14 protein-coding genes are annotated in these 19,188 nt (G+C 29.9%); 5 read left to right on the forward strand and 9 right to left on the reverse strand.

Annotation, left to right across the window (positions count from 1 at the left end; translation table 11 throughout):
* Window positions 1–63 precede the first annotated feature (63 nt).
* Together QWY99_RS09425 and QWY99_RS09430 are read right to left on the reverse strand one after the other, a co-directional pair.
* Window positions 64–2,448 (reverse strand): outer membrane beta-barrel protein, encoded by a 2,385-nt coding sequence (locus tag QWY99_RS09425; RefSeq protein ID WP_290264132.1) that lies wholly within the window; start codon window positions 2,446–2,448, stop codon window positions 64–66.
* A 678-nt stretch (window positions 2,449–3,126) separates the two neighbouring features.
* Window positions 3,127–5,154 (reverse strand): tetratricopeptide repeat-containing sensor histidine kinase, encoded by a 2,028-nt coding sequence (locus tag QWY99_RS09430; protein ID WP_290264135.1) that lies wholly within the window; start codon window positions 5,152–5,154, stop codon window positions 3,127–3,129.
* A gap of 196 nt (window positions 5,155–5,350) precedes the next feature.
* Here QWY99_RS09430 and QWY99_RS09435 point away from each other — a divergent pair, with 196 nt between their 5' ends.
* The 3 genes from QWY99_RS09435 (at window position 5,351) to QWY99_RS09445 (ending at window position 8,337) form a co-directional block, all read left to right on the forward strand.
* A complete protein-coding gene (locus tag QWY99_RS09435; protein WP_290264137.1) occupies window positions 5,351–6,019 on the forward strand; it encodes a response regulator in 669 nt (222 codons plus the stop codon).
* A 541-nt stretch (window positions 6,020–6,560) separates the two neighbouring features.
* On the forward strand, window positions 6,561–7,658 hold the full coding sequence (locus QWY99_RS09440) for a Ppx/GppA phosphatase family protein (RefSeq protein WP_290264140.1): 1,098 nt from the start codon (window positions 6,561–6,563) through the stop codon (window positions 7,656–7,658).
* A 325-nt stretch (window positions 7,659–7,983) separates the two neighbouring features.
* On the forward strand, window positions 7,984–8,337 hold the full coding sequence (locus tag QWY99_RS09445; RefSeq protein WP_290264142.1) for a DUF6713 family protein: 354 nt from the start codon (window positions 7,984–7,986) through the stop codon (window positions 8,335–8,337).
* A 43-nt stretch (window positions 8,338–8,380) separates the two neighbouring features.
* On the opposite strand, the gene QWY99_RS09450 is transcribed toward QWY99_RS09445, so the two are convergent.
* On the reverse strand, window positions 8,381–9,235 hold the full coding sequence (locus QWY99_RS09450) for a helix-turn-helix domain-containing protein (protein ID WP_290264143.1): 855 nt from the start codon (window positions 9,233–9,235) through the stop codon (window positions 8,381–8,383).
* A 62-nt stretch (window positions 9,236–9,297) separates the two neighbouring features.
* Between QWY99_RS09450 and QWY99_RS09455 the strand changes: the two genes are divergently transcribed.
* The gene (locus tag QWY99_RS09455; protein ID WP_290264145.1) at window positions 9,298–10,302 is read left to right on the forward strand and encodes an alpha/beta hydrolase; all 1,005 of its coding nucleotides are present in this window, start codon (window positions 9,298–9,300) and stop codon (window positions 10,300–10,302) included.
* Window positions 10,303–10,307: 5 nt separating this feature from the next.
* Window positions 10,308–10,901 carry an NAD(P)H-dependent oxidoreductase gene (locus QWY99_RS09460; protein WP_290264150.1) on the forward strand — a complete coding sequence of 198 codons (594 nt, stop codon included), beginning with the start codon at window positions 10,308–10,310 and terminating at the stop codon, window positions 10,899–10,901.
* Window positions 10,902–11,028: 127 nt separating this feature from the next.
* On the opposite strand, the gene QWY99_RS09465 is transcribed toward QWY99_RS09460, so the two are convergent.
* The 6 genes from QWY99_RS09465 to QWY99_RS09490 all read right to left on the reverse strand — a co-directional run bounded on the left by QWY99_RS09465 (window position 11,029) and on the right by QWY99_RS09490 (window position 19,055).
* Window positions 11,029–12,306, reverse strand: a complete 1,278-nt coding sequence (locus QWY99_RS09465) for a RagB/SusD family nutrient uptake outer membrane protein (protein ID WP_290264153.1) — start codon at window positions 12,304–12,306, stop codon at window positions 11,029–11,031.
* Window positions 12,307–12,321: 15 nt separating this feature from the next.
* A complete protein-coding gene (locus tag QWY99_RS09470) occupies window positions 12,322–15,381 on the reverse strand; it encodes a SusC/RagA family TonB-linked outer membrane protein (protein ID WP_290264155.1) in 3,060 nt (1,019 codons plus the stop codon).
* 361 nt (window positions 15,382–15,742) lie between these two features.
* Window positions 15,743–16,375, reverse strand: coding sequence for an AcvB/VirJ family lysyl-phosphatidylglycerol hydrolase (locus QWY99_RS09475; RefSeq protein ID WP_290264157.1), 633 nt, complete (start codon window positions 16,373–16,375; stop codon window positions 15,743–15,745).
* Entirely contained in the window at window positions 16,376–16,828 is a 453-nt protein-coding gene (locus QWY99_RS09480; protein WP_290264159.1) for an alpha/beta hydrolase, read from the reverse strand.
* Window positions 16,829–16,832: 4 nt separating this feature from the next.
* Window positions 16,833–17,165: a hypothetical protein gene (locus QWY99_RS09485; protein WP_290264162.1), complete on the reverse strand. Its 333-nt coding sequence runs from the start codon at window positions 17,163–17,165 to the stop codon at window positions 16,833–16,835.
* A gap of 153 nt (window positions 17,166–17,318) precedes the next feature.
* Window positions 17,319–19,055, reverse strand: coding sequence for a tetratricopeptide repeat protein (locus QWY99_RS09490; RefSeq protein WP_290264165.1), 1,737 nt, complete (start codon window positions 19,053–19,055; stop codon window positions 17,319–17,321).
* Between the last annotated feature and the right edge of the window lie 133 nt (window positions 19,056–19,188).

Below are 19,188 nucleotides of genomic sequence, written 5' to 3' on the forward strand. Positions count from 1 at the left end.
TTTAAGAAGCATAGATAAAATGCTAAGGATAGCTAAGTACAAAAGATATAATAGCGTTTTCATTTAATTACTTCTATTTCTTTCTTCTTCGTTTCCAAAATTTCTTTTTGGAGCTTTAACCTTATTGTTTCCTAACATATAATTGAGCGAAATTTTGAAATAGCGATTGCTTGAATACGCAATATAGTTTTGTTGTATGCCATTAACCTCTGAAATCATTTTTCTAGGACTAGAATTAAAAATATCAAATACACCTGCAGAAAGGTTTAAATCTTTGTATATTGATTTGTACGTAAAAGCAATATCTACTGATGATGCCTGCAAATATTTATATATGTTGTCATTATAAGCTGAGTTATACCAAAAATTGATTTCTCCCAGAATTTTTCCTTCTTTATCTAGCGTGAAAAGATTATTTATTGAGCCATAAAATTCAAGTCCGTTTTTAACCGTTGCTTTTATATCGTTGTTTGTTTTATCTGAAATCGAATAATTTAAGAATAGGGTGTTATCTGTTTTCCACCATGAAAAAAGAGGTAATTGATAATTTTCGGTTAAAGCGAAACTATAATTTGTAAAGAAATTTTCGGGACCTATTAATTGTTCTTGTGTTTCGGGATTGAGATTAAATACTACACCAAAAGCGTTTGTTTTTTTTGTGAAAGATAATTTGGTGCTTAAATTGTCTTTATAAGTATGTGTTAATTCAAAATTATCAATATAAGCAGGCTTTAAATTTGGATTTCCTTGAGATGAGATGTTGCTATTTACAAAATAACGCAAGGGATTTAATGCTGAATAATCTGGTCTTTGAATCCTTCTTCCGTAATTAAATATATATATGTTTTCGTCATTCTTTTTGTACGATAAAAATAAAGTTGGAAAAAGTTTTAGATAATCGTTTTTATCAATTTGGTCTAATTTTTTTGATTCACCTATGGTTTGTGTATATTCAGTTCTTAATCCAAATTGAATTTCAACTTTTGGACTAATCTTTTTAGTTGCAGTACCATATATTGCCTGAATATTTTCTTGATAATTAAAGTTATCCGAAAGGGTAGGGTCGTAGACAGGAGCTCCTGTTATGAGATCAAAGTATATGTTATTATTTTTGGTATTGATAAAACTGATTTTGGTACCATATTGAAAATTGGCAAATTCCGACGGATGCTCAACATCTATTTTTGCGTTATAATTATTTATATTTTGGTTTATATTTGAATTATTTGAAAAATCAATATTCAAAAATTCAGAATTTGAATTATACTTTTTTGATAATAAATAACTTTCTAGATCATTTGCAAAATTTAAAAAATCTAAGTTAAAAGTTATCTTTTTGCCTGTTGTATCGAGTTTTGTTTCGTAAAACAAATTAAAAGAATGATTTTTTTTGTTTCCGTTTAAATCTCCTTTAGCAAATAAATAATGGTTGATTTCATTAGAATTATTAAAGATTGAAGTTTTAATATTGTCGTTAATATTCGATTTTGAAAATACTGCTGCATATTGAACTCCTATTTTGTTATTCTCATTTAAATCATAATCAAACAAAAATCTTGTTGAGAAGTTATTATCGTTTACTTTCTGAATCGTTTTTAGCTTAAGCGGATCTTCTTTAAAATCAATTTCAACGCGTTGATCTCTATGTGTATTACCATAATCAAGTCCTGTAATTAAGGAAAGATTGATTTTATCTTTTCGGTAACTAAAATTATTATTTATTGATTGTTTTCCAAATTTGGCCTGAGTATGAGTTGTTGCAATAGTATTACTCCACGAATTCTTTTTGGATCTTTTAAAAATGATGTTCACAATACCGCTATTACCTTCGGCTTCATATTTAGAGGATGGATTAGAAATTATTTCAATTTCTTTAATATCAGTTGCAGAGATCGTTTTTAAGAAATTTTTTAGATCTTCTCCAGTTAGTTGCACCATTTTTCCTTCTACCATTATTTTAACACCACTTTTGCCTAACATTGCAATTTCATCATTCTTTAAAATCAATCCAGGAGTTCTTTTTAATGCATCAAATCCGTTTCCAATACTTGCTATTGGGCTTTTTTGGACAGAAAAAATAGTTTTATCCAGTTTTCTCTTTATTAGATTTGTAGAACTTTTAATTACTACTTCTCCCAATACATTCACTTTTCTTTCTAAGGTAATTGTATTGAGTACTACGTTTTCTTTGATTATGTGTTCAGCTATATGAGGTTCATAATCAACGTGGTTAATTGTAAATACATAAGTTCCTTTGGGAATGATACATTCAAAATAGCCTGCATTATTTGTGGTTAATTCTTTGACTATTTCTTTATTATTCTTAGCTATAACGATGTTTGCATTGGTTATCATACCTATGTCATCTTTTATAATTCCATTTATTTTTATTTGTGAGAAAGAACAAAATGGAAGTAGTATTATAAATATTATGATTATTTTTTTCATATTTAATTTAATTATGTTTTTTCATAATTGCTAATGTGCAATCTAACTGGTGTTTTTTTGTTTAATGATTACTTTGGAATTCTAATAATTAGTTTGAGCGCTTCAAAAATTACATATACAGTTCTTCTGTTAATAATTTATTTAATTCAAAAAAAAACTTTGGATTATTTTTTAAAGACGTAATTATAGAATTACGATTTGCAGCTAATTGAATGACTTTTTCTTTCATAGGTATCTGATTTATTTAACACTATTAAAATCTATTTTATTTGTGGTTGCGGTTGATCAATAGATTTTTTTCAAAAATAGGAGTGTAATCAGCCTGTAGATTACGGAGTTTTTACAAAATAATTACGGACTATCTAACCGAATAAATAATTATCTAGGAGTATATGCTTTACTAAAAGCTAAAATTGAAGTGAGGGTGCAATTATTTGGATTCTTAAAATGTAATTGCAAAAGAATATTTTTAAGGTACAAATGAGACATTCTGAAGGTGTCCAATTTTAAAATAAAATATAATAGGAGCAGTAGATTTCTTATTTATAAGAGAATCCAAATATTTTTTGCGTGAAGTTGGTATTGTTTTGTCTATCAATTTTTTTTGAAGCCCGAAAAGATGGCATTTAGCACATGGTTTCGCTAGCTAACATAACTTGGGTTGAAAATTATAAATGGCTATTCTAATGTATCTATAGCTATAGTATCGAGATTAAAAAGTACCGTTATTTCAGTCCCATTATCTATTTCAGATTTTATTTTGAATTTACCTTTTAAAGAATCAGTTCTTTCCTTCATGTTGTTTATTCCAATACCAGTTTTCGAAGTTTTAATATCAAAACCTTTCCCATCGTCAATAATAGTTAACTTCAAGAAATTGCTTTTTGCTTTTTGAATTCTAACCTCGCAATTAGCCGCATTTGCATATCTATTTACATTTAAAATGGCTTCTTGTATTATTCGATATAGATTAATTTTATAGCTATTTTGAATCGTTTTCCAATCTATAGAATGATCAACAACGTATTTAAATTTAGTTTGGCTAATATCTGTTTGGTTATTAATAAGATTCAATAATAAGGTATTAAAATTATTTCCTTCAAAAAAAGAATTTAGGTTTAATTCATGAGATATCATCCTAATTTCATTTTCTACATTTTGTAATTCGGCAATATAATCTTTACGTTTTTCAACCGTTTCGGTATCTATTTTGCTATTATAAAAGCCTAAATTCATTCGAATTCCATAAATTTTATTCATTACTCCATCATGTAACTCTTTTGCTATTTTAGTCTTTTCATTTTCTCTTGCAATATTTATTTTTTCTGCTTGTTCAATAAGCAATAAATAGATTTCTTCATTTGTTTTTTTCTCTTTTATTAAGAACTGTAATTCCTTGTTCTTGAATTTTAAATATCTGAAAATTAAAACACTTACTAATAAAAGGAGTACTACAAATGAGCCAATTAATAAGTAAAGATTTTTTTTTGTTAGAACTTTATTTTCGTCCTCAATTCTTGAAGTTTCATATTCTATTCTCGCATATTTATTATGTGCATTTTTTTGTACTGTATTTATACTGTCACTCAGATTGATATATTTATTGGTATAATAAGTTCTGTTTTTTTTATCTATATCAGAGAGTAATTTTGAAGACGTTAAAATTTCGGTGCCATTCTTAATTTTTATTGCTAATTTATTTGCTTCTTTAAGTATTTCAATTGCTTTAAGTGTGTCTTTTTGTGTTAGAAAATATTTACCAATATTAATTTTTTTATATAAAATATCCGATTCATCACCGATTTTTTCTGCTATTTTTTCTGCTTTTAATAACATCGGATAGACATTGTCATATTGTCCGTTCTTCATTTTAGAATAGGCAAGATTACTAAGCGTAGCAGCATAAATTATAGGCGATTTTTCTTCTAAATCTTTTGTAAGTATACTTTGTAGTTTTTGTATAGACTTTGAATATTCTCCTTTTAAATCATATAGATTACAAATGTTAATAGTAGAAGCAACATAATATTTATTTATTACGTTTTTGTCTATATTGCTAAGTTTCATCATTTCTAATTTATCTAAAGCTATTTGGTGGTACACTAATGCCTTGTCATAATTTGCTAATTTTTCTAAACAATTCCCTAATAATGCATTACATGAATAAATTAAACTTAGGTCTTTAGAGTTTTTTAAAAACTTTAATGCTTTAGAAATTTCAACTTCACATTCGATATAATTTCCATCAAAAAATAAGACATAGGCTTTACTAAATAGCATCCTTGCCGTATTATCATAATCAGTTAACTTATAATATATTTTTTCTGCTTGTAGATAATAATAATAAGCACTGTCTTTTTTGGAACTTCTATACGAGTCACCTATAAAGTATAATGCTTTTGCCATTCTAGTACTATCATTGGCTTGTGTAGATAATTCAAGCGCTTTTAAACTTGGAGGTAAAGATTTTTCTAGCTTATTAAGATTATAATATCCGTTAGAGATACTAAGATAGAGATTGCGAACTACCGAATCATTCTTTTTTATTTTTAATAGATCTAGAATCGAATCTAAATATTGCTCTTTCTTGTTTTCAGATAGATTATCGATGTTGATTTTATTAAATAAAACATTTTCTTTTTTTTTACATGAAAAAAAAGAAAGAATTAGAAACAAACAAACTAATATTCTGGAAAGAGTCTTCAATGTTGAATTACTTTTTATATAGTTTCAAATATACTGTTTTTGGAATATAGTAGACTAGGCGTTTTATTTCTTATTTCATATAATTTTATTGTCAGACTTTGACTTAATTAATTGTCATTTTGAGAAAAGGATTTTTAAAATTTTACGGAAAGTCCATAACATTTATTAGATTTGTTTAATATAGAATCGACCAAATATGAATCTTACTGTTTTGATTATTGAAGATCACCCAATGACTGTAGATAGTTATATCAACCTTTTATCAGATCAAGAGTTTCATGAAAATCTGCCTACTTTTATAAAAAGTTACAATTGCGAAGATGCGTTTAATAAAATTACTTTACATGAGAAGCTAAACACGCCCATTGATTTTGTTCTACTCGATATTAATATGCCTCCTTACAAGGAATTAAACATTAATAGCGGTATTGATTTAGCATTTCTTATAAGAAAGAAATTCATTAATTGTAAAATCGTTCTTCTTACCATGAGGAGTGAACCGTTAATAGTGGATAAAATTATAAAAGAAATTAAACCAGAGGGTTTTATATCAAAAAGCGATATCAATTTTGAATTATTCCCTGTATTGTGCAAAAAGATTCTTGACGGGGAAATTTTTAGAAGCAAGACTATAATTGAATCTCAAAGAGAAGTATTTAAGAAAAATATTAATTGGGATAATCATGACAATCAAATCTTAATACTAATTTCTGAGGGTATTAAAACAGCCCATCTTCCAGAGCATATTCCTTTATCTATGAGTGCGATAGAAAAAAGAAAAGCAAGCATAAAAGACCAACTTTTAAAAGGGAAGGGAAGCGATAAAGATTTAATTGAAAAAGCAAAACAATTAGGCCTTCTATAAAGCGAATTGTTTACTATGTCTTTCTTTAAAAGGATTATTTTTGAATGTTAGTAGCTTCATAGCAATTCAAAATACGCTTTTATAGGCTGTTTTACAAAGGGTAAACAATGTTGGTTATGGATTTTATAACTGATTCTTTATTTAATTATATTTTATTGTTATTCTCTTTCAATACGTTAGAGATTTAAAATGTCTTATTGTTAAATTAACATTACTACACATATAATTTAATACTATATTTTCTTAATAACTGAGTTTTATTCATAAATGTTTTTATAGATTTGCTGTGTTTTTATTTAACAGTTTTTGCTTCGTCAAATTTTAGATATGATAACCAATTATTCTTTTATTTAGTCATTTATACATTAATCCCCATGAAGTTTTTTTACTTTATAGTCAATATAAATGGCACTATATCACTCCAAAAAAGAATTTACTACAACTGTTTTTCAATTTTTAAAAAATGCAACACAAACTTGTTATTTGAAAACACACATTAAAAATTTTACTCCAAATTAAATTATAACTGTAACTAAATCCCATGCTCAACAAACACACAACACAAATTTTAATTTTTACCCTTTTTAGTTTATTTTTTTCCATTAATTCATTTTCTCAAAAAAACGTTTATGCCGGAATAGAAATCGGTCGCAGAACAATAAAAGTTACCGTAGTAGAGGTAAATAATATTAAGAAAGCCGATTATAAGATTGTTCACTACGTAAATGAAGAAGGATTTAATTTTGCTAAAAACATTACTGCTACAGGCGAACTTACTCAGGAAGATATTAACAAAGCTAGCAGCATCGTTTTTAATCATTTATCACAAATCAGAGTTAAGTTCAATATTAAGGAAGAGAATATCTTTTTAGTCGCTTCTTCAGTTTTTGCATCAGCTCGTAACCTTGATGTCTTAAAAAATAAAATTTCTGCTCTAACCAACAAAAATCTAGATGTTATAAATATAAGTGAAGAAACTAGAATACTAGTTAAGGGAGCTATTCCTCCTGTTGATTATCCTAATGCGTTATTACTTGATATTGGTGCTGTAAGTACAAAAGGTGGATATATCGAAGAGCACGGAGATAATAAAGTAGAGTTTTTGCCTTTAGAGCTTGATTTTGGTACAATGACACTTACTGATGCAGTAAAAAAGACTGTAGCAAATCAAAAAGAAGCAAGTGATATGGCAGTATATCAAGAAAAGTCTTTTGATTATAACACTGTTCTACGTAAGAAGGTAAAAGAAATGCTTGACTCAAATCCTCTTTTGCAAAAGAAAGATAAAATTTACTTATCTGGTGGAGCTGTTTGGGCTTTTACAACTCTTTACTTTGATGAAAATACAAAAGACCATTATATTCCTTTTAATCTAGAAGATATTATGAATTATGATGCTGTATTAAAGAACAACTTCAATAAATATAGCAATCTTTCTAAAACGGTCAAAGAAGCTGCTAAAGTTTTAACTATATACGATCAAAAATATCTAATTTCTGCTAACAATATATTATTGACTCTTGTAGAAGGTATTCCAGATTCAGACAAAAAGAAAATATACTTTGTTAAAGAAGGGCCAATTACTTGGCTAATCTCATACATTGCAGATCGTTCTAAAAAGATTAATACTAATTTTTAAAGTATTTCTGCTTTAGTGTTCTTGCAAAGCCTATTTGTTTTGCTGTATTAAAGAACGGTATAATACAAAAGCCTCAGACAAATCTGGGGCTTTTTTTGTAAGATAAAAAAGCAATATATTTGATATGGATAATACAAGAAGTGATAAGTACGTTTTACTAAAATTTTGTCAAACTGCTAAATGGTTTATTTAAAATAAAAGAGTTGAGAATATAAAAACTTAAAAAAAATAAACGGACTGATCTGTAAACTAGGTTGGTTCATTGATAAACTCTAAAACTTTAACAGGTCTAAAAAAAGCATATAATCCAAAAAAATACAATATAATGATAGAATATCTTTTCTTTTACTTAGGACTTTCGTTTATCACTATCCACGAAATGGATGCAATACGATGCAGAGAATGGAGAATTTTTCCAGGGCTTTCGTCGCTCAATGACAAGTTAGGATATTTAATATTTGTTTTTGTACATATTCCATTGTTCTTTTTTATTTATTGGCAACTAACATATAGTCAAGATATAGAAAAGTTTATTACAAGTTTTGATGTCTTTATGATTGTACATGTAGGACTTCATATTCTTTTTTTAAGACATAAAAACAATGAGTTCAAAGATTGGATTTCTTGGACAATAATAACTGGAGCAGGTTTATGTGGATTAATTGATTTAATAATCTAGTATTTCAAATTCAACTTTTTTGTCACTTTGATTTATAGTCTTATTAAGAATTCAATCCAACTCTATAGGCTTTAAGACTGAGTTCTTTGTGGCGTTTGAAAAATTTATTGATATGGCTTTCATCAGCAAATCCAAATTCATCTGCTATTTCATGTACTCTCTTGTCACTAAAACGTAGTCTATGCTCTATTAATCGAATCCGATAAGCAGAGATATATTCTTGTATTGATTCATTGCATTGTTTGCGGAAATAACTCCCGAGGTAAGTAGGTGATAAACCAAATTTTTCTGCCATTACAGCAACTTTTAGAAATTCTGGTTGTCGTATATACTCTTGAATGTAATCTAAGATTTGTAATATTCTAATATCTGTATTTGGAGATAGGTGAAGAGGTTTTATTACTGCAATGTTTCTCGCGGCAATTACAATAATAGCATTTACCAAATGTCTTATTAGATCTTCGTTGTACATAGTATGATGCGCAGTTGCCTGCTGTAGATTTTGCATCAGTAAAGCGATCATTTGCTTATCATCACCATTGACAAGCACTGAACCTGATAAATGAGAGGCGTGATACAAAAGACATTCAATATGATCGATACTCTTCCATTGATATTCTCTGATATAGCTTTCGCTAAAGTGAATTACCATAAACTCACTAGTGCTTTTTATGTCAAATTCATGTGAGTCATTAGGCGTTATTAAAAATAGATCTCCTACAAGGTAAGGAAACGTATTGCCAGTGACTGTATGATTTCCAGTTCCTGATATGACATAAACCAATTCAAAAAAATTGAACAGTCTGTCACGTAAAGGACATTCGTCTACTTTCTCGTAGTACACTTCAAGGGATTGATGGATATTTTCTCTTGCCATACGGCAAATATACCTAAACAAGCTTTAATTGTACCTGTTTTAAGTGTTTTTACCAGTCTATTTTTGCTGTAATAAAAATAAATATGAAGACCATTGGTGGTACAGTAGACAAATTCTTAAACAATTTCGGTATGGAAAATATTATGGAAAAGATTGATAAGGATCTTTTGAAAGCTATTTTGGAGAGCCCTTTTAACCAAATAGATTATGAAAATTTATTGGAGAATGATCCTGTAAAAATTAGAAAGGAAGAAATGTTAGTAGCATTAAAAGAAGAACCACTTGTTATTCCTGAGCAAGTTCATGTAGAGGATATTGAGATTCCTTCTTCTGATTTATCAAGAAAAATTAGATTGCGAACATACAAGCCAAAAGGAAAACAAAATTTACCTGTATTGCTGTATTTTCACGGAGGCGCTTTTATATATGGTACACCCGAACAATACGATTTTATATTCTTTCGGTTAGTTCAGGATATGGAGCTATTAATTGTTTCTGTTGATTATCGTTTGGCACCAGAACATCCTTTCCCTGCAGCTATTGAAGATGGATACGATGCCTTATTGTGGCTATCAAAACATGTTAATCAAATAGGGGGAAATAACAATACTATTTTGATAGGAGGGAGTAGTGCCGGAGGAACAATTGCTGCATCGATTACACATTTGGCTAGAGATAAAAAAGAAGTAGCAATAAGACATCAGTATTTATTATATCCTCCTATGAGTTCTCTTTTAGAGACATCTTCTATGAATGAATTAGCAAATGCTCCTATGCAAACTAAAAATGCAGCTAAATGGATGTGGAAGCATTATTTACAGGATAATATAACAGAACCACCAAAATATGCGGTTCCCTTATTAGAAGAAAATTGCAGTAATTTACCCAATGCAACTATTATAGTGTGTGAGTTAGATCCGTTGAAAGATGAAGCAAAAATGTATGGCCAAAAATTGAAAGATGCTGGTATTGCTGTTAATCTAGTAGAAATAAAAGGTGCTGTTCATGCTTTTGATTTCTTTCCAAGCTTAGCTTCAGATACATTTTACAACCAGCAAATTAAATTATTAAAACAAATTTTAAATTAAGAAAAATGCAAAAGATAGTTGTCATTAACGGTCATCCAGATGAAAATAGTTTTAACTGTGTTATCGCACATTCTTATATGAAATCAGCATTAGAAGTTGGTTCAGAAGTACGGTATGTCGCTATTGGAGAGTTAGATTTCAATCCTAATTTACAGTTTGGATACAAGCAAAGAATGGAATTAGAACCCGATTTAGTAAAAGCATTAGATGATATCAAATGGGCTTCACATCAGGTTTGGATACATCCTTTATGGTGGCTTGGAATGCCAGCAATTATGAAAGGTTTTTTTGATAGGGCATTTCTTCCAGGAATTACTTTTAAAAGTAACAAAGGATATAAGAGTGAAGGGCTATTAAATAACAAAACGGGAAGGATTATTACAACAGCCGGTGATTTATCAGAAACTGATTATGAGTCTATATATAAATCAAGTGGACTCGTTCAGTTAAAAAATGGCATTCTGGAATATTGTGGAGTTTCATCTATTCAGACTAATTTTATTGGGCCTATTTATGAACTGGACGAAAGTGATATAAATGAGTGGATAGAAAAAATAGAGGATTTTGCTAGGATAGATTCAGTAACAGAACAATTTTAGATGAGCTTAAATCTTGGCGAAGTTTTGAAGATTGGATTCTAAATGTTGTAAAAACTAAAGGTGAAGAATCTTTATAGATTTTATATAAAAAACGAGGTGCCAATGGCACCTCGTTTTTTAGCATATTCTATATCTCAGGATCAGCTGGAGTATTAGGGTTATTATTTCTTTCAGAATCAGGATAAGGGTACCAGTTACGGTTTCTTTCGGCACTAGTAGTTCCGGCGGCAGGGCGGTCAAATCTTCTGCTGTCTTCCAACTTTAAACTTGACATATACATTTCGATACAACGGTTTCTGTAAATCTCGGTTAAAATACTTGTCTTGGTAGCAGCTCCAGAGTAGGGAGTTAAATTAGCACCAATTCCATAAGCATCATTAGGTGCTGTTTTAGTCAAAACTTTATTTAATTCTATAATTGCTTGTGGCAAATTATCTTTTCGAGCATATGATTCGGCTAAAATTAGCATCATTTCACCAGGCAAGTAAACAGGTATTGATTTGGTATTAGAATCAAAAAAGCCAGTTGCCGTTGTAGGGTTTGAACCTGGTTTTATATAAAAATTTAATCTCCCATCAGAACTTGTAGGAGCTAAATCTGTTGGTAAGCCCAGCGTTAAATCTACAGGCTGAAACACATTATTAGTCGTTATTGAAATATAAGCAATTGGATTAGTACTAATTTGATCGTAGGTAAATACCGACTTAGAAGCTAGATCAACCAAACCAGCGTATTTAATAGCGTTGTCATAGTCACCCATCATTAAATAGGTTCTTGCAAAAAGTGCATTGACAGTATTTTTATAATTTATACCACCTGTTAAATCTGTAAAACCAGTTGCTTTGTCTAGTAAAGGCTCTGTTGTTTTTAAGATTTTAATGACTTCATTTAAAACTTCTGCTCTAGAATTGAAAGTGGCACTTTTCTCTGTTTTTAGCGGCACACTTTGAAAGTATTGTACAATAGTATTAAGAGCTAATGCTTTAAAAACTGAGGCATGTACCAAAACACTTACTCTTTCAGTTTCTGAAGTTAAAATATCAACGTGGTCTATTACTTTTTGAGATTCAGATTTAATTATAAGACATTGTGACCATAGATTATTTACTACCAAATTTTTAGTTGAGAGTATTCCACCACCAACAGAAAGTTCGCCTTCGTCAACATTTCCAGCATTTAGTAATCGTAGTTCTTTTGTAGTAAGTCCATTACCTGCAATAGTATTGTAAACAGGACTCAATCTGTCAACAGTCCAAAGTAGTTGTAATCCATTTGCAGCTCCAATGACACCACCTCTGCTTTTAAATACCATTTCTTCAGATGGTTTGGTTGGGTCTAAATAATCTTCGTTGCAGCTTGTTAAAAGTAGCGTTAGGGCTACTATTGGGATGAATATTTTTTTCATGATGTTTTTTTTAAATTAAAATTGAAATTTTACAGTCAATGAGTAAGAACTAGGAATTGGTACTGTTCCAAAATTGTATTTCGCAACCGAAGATTGTCCGCCAGAATTTGTTTCTGGATCGAAACTTGTAAATTTATCCCATGAAATTAGGTTTCTACCACTTGCAGTAATAGTTAAATCATCAAAGAATTTGTTTATTTTTCCGAATGAATAATTTAAAGAAATTTCTCTTAGTTTTAAGTAACTACCGTCAACCACTCTAAATTCTTCAATATTATAAACTGACCAAATATACCCACGAGGTAATTCTCCGTTAAGTTCCTGAGCAACCAATGTTCCTGATCCAACTCCTTGACGAGTTCTGTAATCTGCATCAAAAACATCTACTCCTTGAACGCCATCAAATAATATAGATAAACCAAATTTTTTGTAATTTAAATTAGCTCCAAATGAAATGATATAATCAGGATTTGGATTTCCAATTTGTTTATTCAAAACGGATCCTGATGGCTGTCCAGAAGTTCTTTCAGAGACCCCTGTAATTGGATTTCCTCTTTCGGTTTGAGGATATCCATCTGGAGTTAGTAATAAACTTCCATCAGGATTTCTTGCAAAATAAGTTCCGTAGAAAATTCCAACTGGTTTGTCCATTTCAACAAAAACTGGTGCTCCTGCCAAATTGCTATCCAATTTAAAGCGTGTTTGTGGTAATCCTGTTACTTTATTTCTGTTGCTACTGTAATTTACAAATGCGTCTAGATGTAGATTTTCTTTTTTGATTATATCATATTTAATGTTTACTTCAAATCCTTTATTATTCATTTGTCCAATGTTTTTGATTGTGTTAGTTGCACCTTCAGAAGCAGCTAATTGAACAGGTAATAGTAAATCATCAATATCGGCATTGTAATAACTAAACGATAAGTTTAAGCGATCTTTTATAAAACCAAAATCTCCTCCAATTTCATACGTAACACTTTGCTCTGGTTTTAAATCTAAATTTCCTTGTTTGAATCCTTCAATAGAAAAAGCACTATTTCCTAAAAGTGTACCTGTAGAATAATTAGTAAAACGCGCATAAGGCTTAATTGCTGTTAAACTTCCTGATTTTCCCCATGAACCTCTAAATCTAACTGAACTGACAACAGTCTGAATATTCTCCATAAACTTTTCGTCAGATAGAACATAACTAAAACTTGCTTTTGGATAAAACTGAGATCTGTTAGCACTAGAAAAAATAGTCGAAGAGTCTTGTCTTCCTGCTAACGTAATATATAATTTGTCTTTATAACCAAAGGTTTCTTGTAGATAATATCCCCATAGATTATATTTTGACTGACTAGAACTCGGTGAGCCAGGTATTAGGGTATTAAAAGCATTTATGGTTTCAATAAATGGTTTTAAATTACGGCCTTCAACAGCTGCAAAATTATCTCGATAGGTTTGTATGTTGTAACCTCCATAAGTAGTTGCTTTCCATTGCTCATTGATATTCCAAACATATTTTAAATTCAAATCATTATTAAATTGTACTACTCTGTTGGTGGCTTCAGATACATAACCATCATTGTAATAGCCCGGATTAACGATATAAGGATACCTCGGGATATATACGTTTCCTCTTTGGTTATAATTATCAATACCAAAAATTAGATCGGCATTGAAGTTTTTAAAAGGCACGTAGTTTAATTGTAAGTCTGAGATAATACGATCTGTATTTTGTTTGATTTTGAAGGTTTCTATAATAGAAAGTGGATTAATTCTATTAGGATCAACGGCTAATAAATTGCCATTTACATCTCTTTGACTAATGTTATAGATATTGTTGGTAATATTTATTGAATTTATTGGACTCCAAAAAACGTTTCCATCAGGTTTTTCATTCGAGCTTGAATTAACATAATTTAATCCAACCGTAGCTGATAGTTTTGAATTAAAATCATGTTTTAATCTAACTTTAGCGCCAGTTCTTTTAAAATCTGTATTTTTTATAATTCCTTCGTTTACCAAATGTCCAAGCGAAGCAAAATATTTTGTTTTCTCATCACCACCTTGCATAGAAAAGTAAGTGTCAGTTCCAATTCCTGTAGTAAAAATATCATCTTGATAATCATATCGTTCTACGCCAAAAGTTCTTGTTTCAAGATTTCTACCTAACACAGTTACAGTAGTCGGACTTGCAGGATTTCCTTGTATAGGAAATAGAGCAGGAGAGGTGCTAACAAACTGTTTGTCGGATCTATTAAGATCTAATTTTTTTCTAATTTGATTAGACGTTACACTGGTTGAAAACGTATATCTGGTTTCGCCCGCAACTCCTTTTTTGGTTGTAATTAAAACTACTCCGTTTGCCGCTCTTGATCCATAAATCGCTGCTGCTGCTCCACCATTCAACACTTCAATGCTTTGTATGTCGTTAGGGTTTATATCAGATGATCTATTTTGACCAATTTGCATATTAGAGTTTCCCGTCGTTACATTTAAGTTGGTTACATTGGTTGTGGCATTGTTTAAAACGACTCCATCAATAACATACAACGGATCTGATGAACCTAATATAGACGAAGTTCCTCTAAGTTTAATACTGAATCCTCCTGCAGGATCTCCTGAATTTTGAGAAACTTGAGCACCGGCTATTTTACCCTGCAATGCAGTTGAAAGTCCTCCTGGTTGCGCTTTTACTAAGTCTTCTCCTTTTAGACTCGTAACTGCATTTCCTAACTCTTTACGCGTTGCGCGGACCGTAGATCCCAATACAACCACTTCTGAAAGTGCATTGAGTTCTTCTGTCATTTTAAGATTAACAGTAGTTGTTCCTGATAAAATTCTGACTTTTTTAGATGTAAACCCAACATAAGTAAAAAGTAATGTTTCATTTTCGTTGACTAGGATGCTATATTTTCCATCCAAATCAGTTACAGTACTTTTTGTACTTCCTTCAATCAAGACCGATACTCCAGGTAGAGTTAAACCGTCTGTTTGGCTTGTAACTATTCCGGTTACAGTTTTTGTTTGTGCAAAGAGAGTTTGCATAAACATAATAGTTCCAAATAAAATAAATAATTGTTTTCCCATTTTAAAATATTTGTTTGGTTATTTAAAATGGAAATGTACGAATTTTGTATAAATAATTTTTGTTTGTGCAATTAATATCTAAATTTAATTTACATCATGCAGAATAATGCGTAAATAATCACATTAAGCCACAATTATGTGTATAAACTTAATTTATTTAATTCATTACTGCAGAAAAATGCATTTTATTTAATGAAGAAGCAAAACTTTAAAAGTATATTTTAAAATTATGAAGATTTTAGCTAGTAAATGATTGATTTAGTCGTAAACTTCCCGATAAATTACAGTTTCAAAACTATTTGTAATAAGAAAAACATTTTTATTTAGCATAATTAGACATGTCAGTTTTATTAATGAAAACCTAAGGCATCATTTCTTTTGCAACTGTTATAAATGCATCTGTATAATGGTGGCCTCCGTCAAGATATATAATTTTAGTATTTTCTTTTGAAATCTCTTTAATCGGAAGATCATCTTCCTCTTTGCCAAAAAAGCAAACTGGATGAATAGCACTGATTTTATTAATTTCATTAGGTACCGAAAATCCTGCTGATGTATTGTCTATATCCAAAAGTTCGGATACATGAACTTCAAAATCTGTTTCTTTAGATGGCGATAACAAGCCAATTCCTGCAATATTTTTTTTAAATTTATCAGGAATTCGATTGTATACAAAAGGAACAATATCTGCCCCGAATGAATAACCAACAAATAGTATTTTTTCTTTTTTCCATTCTTCACTATACGTTTCCATAACCCGAAGCACATCAATTGTAGTTTCTTCAGGACTTTTTTTCTGCCAAAAATATTTTAATGCATCTAGACCAATTACAGGTGCTCCTTTTAATGCGAATGCACTAGCCATTTGTTGGTCAAAATCAGTCCATCCGCCATCGCCAGAAATGAATACAACCATATAAGGACTTGTTTTATCTTTGGTTGGAGTAGTGATATGCAGTGGTAGATTGAGTTTTTTTGTGACATCATCCGGCATTTAGGCCTCTTTTTCTACAGTGATATTATTATAGACTTGCAGGAGTTGTGGCAACCAATTTTTTTCTTGACCATAACCATGTCCTACTTTAGGAAGGGAAACGACCTGCACATTAGAAACGTTTTTAAGAAAAGAGACCGTTTTTGCGTAATTACATACTTGATCATTTTGACCTTGTAAGGAAATAAAAGGTGTTTTAAGGACTTCTGCTGGTCCTAAATCATAGCCTTTGCCATTTTGAAGCTTTATAGAAGTAAATTTCCCAGAACCTGCGCACAAGGGTTTATCAATATTTATATCTGGACAAAATCCTAATGCAATACCAGCTTTAAAAGTGTTTTGAGGTGCTTGGGCGACTAAACCATAAACTAAGGTTGCTCCAGAAGAATACCCCAAAAGAATAGGAATAGTGTATGTTTGAAATTTTAATTTTTTTTGAACAAATTGGCTCATTCGTTCAAAGTCTGCAGCAGGGTAGAGGCATGCTGATTTTTTTTTTTTTCATGCTCTTAAATACCTGACGAATATCAACACCTATAAGTAATGTATTTTCATTTTTTAGATGAAGTGCAATACCTTCGATGCCACTATTCCAACCTCCATCACCCGAAATACAAATAATTACATTACTTACAGTTTTTGTTGGCTTATAAAGTGTTAGATAACCAAAACCGCTATAAGCTAATCTGTCTTTTTGTGTTGCAAAAACAGCTTCTTGAAAGCATATTAATACGAGTAAAGTAACTAATATCTGAACTGATTTAACTGTTTTAAATTTTTGTAGCATCATATGATTAAGTTTAAAGATTTGAATCATAAAAAGTTGATTTATAACTACATAAAGGTATGTTTTTCTGAAATAGAAAATAAATTAATTTAAGCTTGTTGCTAATGAGAGTGCAAATTATTTATAAGGAGTTACAAAGAATAAATTAGGCAGTTATTAAGGCATATCTATAATTTCAAATAACTGATGCTGTTTTTCTCCCAATTTTTTCTTTAAGCGCTGTTTCGATTTTTTAACAGCATCAGCAGTAATCCCTAATAGACTAGCAATTTCAGAATTACTAAATCGTAATTTCTGAAGCATAATAATTTTAAGATTTGAATCCTTTAGCTCAGGGTAATCTGTCATTAAAGTATCATAAAATTGACTGTACTCTTTTCTAAATTCCTTTTTAAAATTATTCCAGTTTTCGTCTGTCATTAAGTGAGAATCCAATAACTCTTGTAGTTTTCCTTTCTCTTCTTCTAGATAATACGATGGAGATTTTTTTATTTCTTCGATTTCTAATTTTAATTTAGAAATCTGTAAGTTTTTATTATGCAGGAATTTAATATTACTATCGAGATCTTGATTTGCTTCGTTTAGCTTTTTTTCAAAAGTTATTCTTTCGTTTTTATGTCTTTTGATTTTTTCATCGTATTCTAAGCTACTATTTTTTAATCTTTTTTTAAATATAATTAAAATAGATACAGACAACAAAACTGCTAGAATTACAATTTTTGCATAGATGTTTTTTGTCTTAATTTCTTGTTTGTTTTGTTTTTGTGCATCTTTGAGTTCATTTTCATATTTTGTTTTCTGAACGAACCAATTTGCTTTTCTCAAGGCAACTTCTCCATCTGTTTTAAGTAATAAGTCATCTAAAGTCTTAAGTTCACGTCTTAATGATAGTTCTTTTTTTGGATTCGAACCGTTTAATATTTGAAGCTTTAATTCGATAATATCTTTTAAAAAATTGTTATAATATGGTTTAGTTAAAGCAACTTTTTTCGCTTTTTGCAATAAGGCGCTAGCTTTGGATATTTCTTGGTTTTTTAAAAGAATTTTTGCCATTAAAATAGAGGCGTACATCGCATTCTTTTCGTCACTATATTTTTTAGAGTAATCAATATCCTTTTGTAAAAGCTGCAATGCAGTTTTATCATCTCCCATTTTCTCATAAATAACAGCTTTACCTCCTAGTGCCTTCGCATATCTGATGTTGTCTCCAATTTGCAATGAAACAGCAATAGTTTTGTTTAAATATTGCATAGCAGTTGACAGCTCGTTAGTTTTTAAATAATGAGTTCCTATCGCATTTAAAATACTGGCATATTCTGAAGTATTGGTTTTAGAATATTCTAATGATTTTTTTAAGAATTTCAAGCTCAGATCATCATCGTGAATGGTGGTCATTATCCACCCAAAAATTTTAAAAGTTTCTCCAGGGAAAATCATTTTTTTTGGATTTATAGTCTCCGCATTTTCTATTGTTTTCAATAAGGTTGGAATTAGTTTATCCATATTCCCGTAATGATAAAGGTATTTTGAATAATTCATCTCTGTCCAAACCACAAGAGCTGCATCATTTATTTCATTTGCTTTTTGAATAGAAAGTAAGAAGTACTTATCACTTTTAGTATTTATTTTATCAAAATAGCTAGAATACCCATTGGCTAATAAAGTATAATATAAAACATTGTATTTTTTAGAAGAGGATTGTTGCAACGGAGCTAGGTACTTTTTTAATCCAACAGAATCAGTTTGAAAATCAATTTCTTGAGAAATTATTTTTTCAATACTCCCCTGTGAATCATTTAAAGGAATTGCTATTTTTTGAGAATATGATTTAGAGAAAAAGACAAAAATTAGAACAATAAATAGAATCTCTGTTTTTTTTAAAATATAAGCCATGCGTACCGAATCATTTAAGTGCTAAAGTACAAAAAATGGTTTCTATCCCTAGTAAAATCAACTTCAAAACGCCAGTGCATAAGGTCTTGTATATAAGTTGTTTAAGAGTGATTTGAGAATTTGTCCCCTATTT

The organism is Flavobacterium branchiarum (assembly GCF_030409845.1).
GTDB classification, from domain to species: domain Bacteria; phylum Bacteroidota; class Bacteroidia; order Flavobacteriales; family Flavobacteriaceae; genus Flavobacterium; species Flavobacterium branchiarum.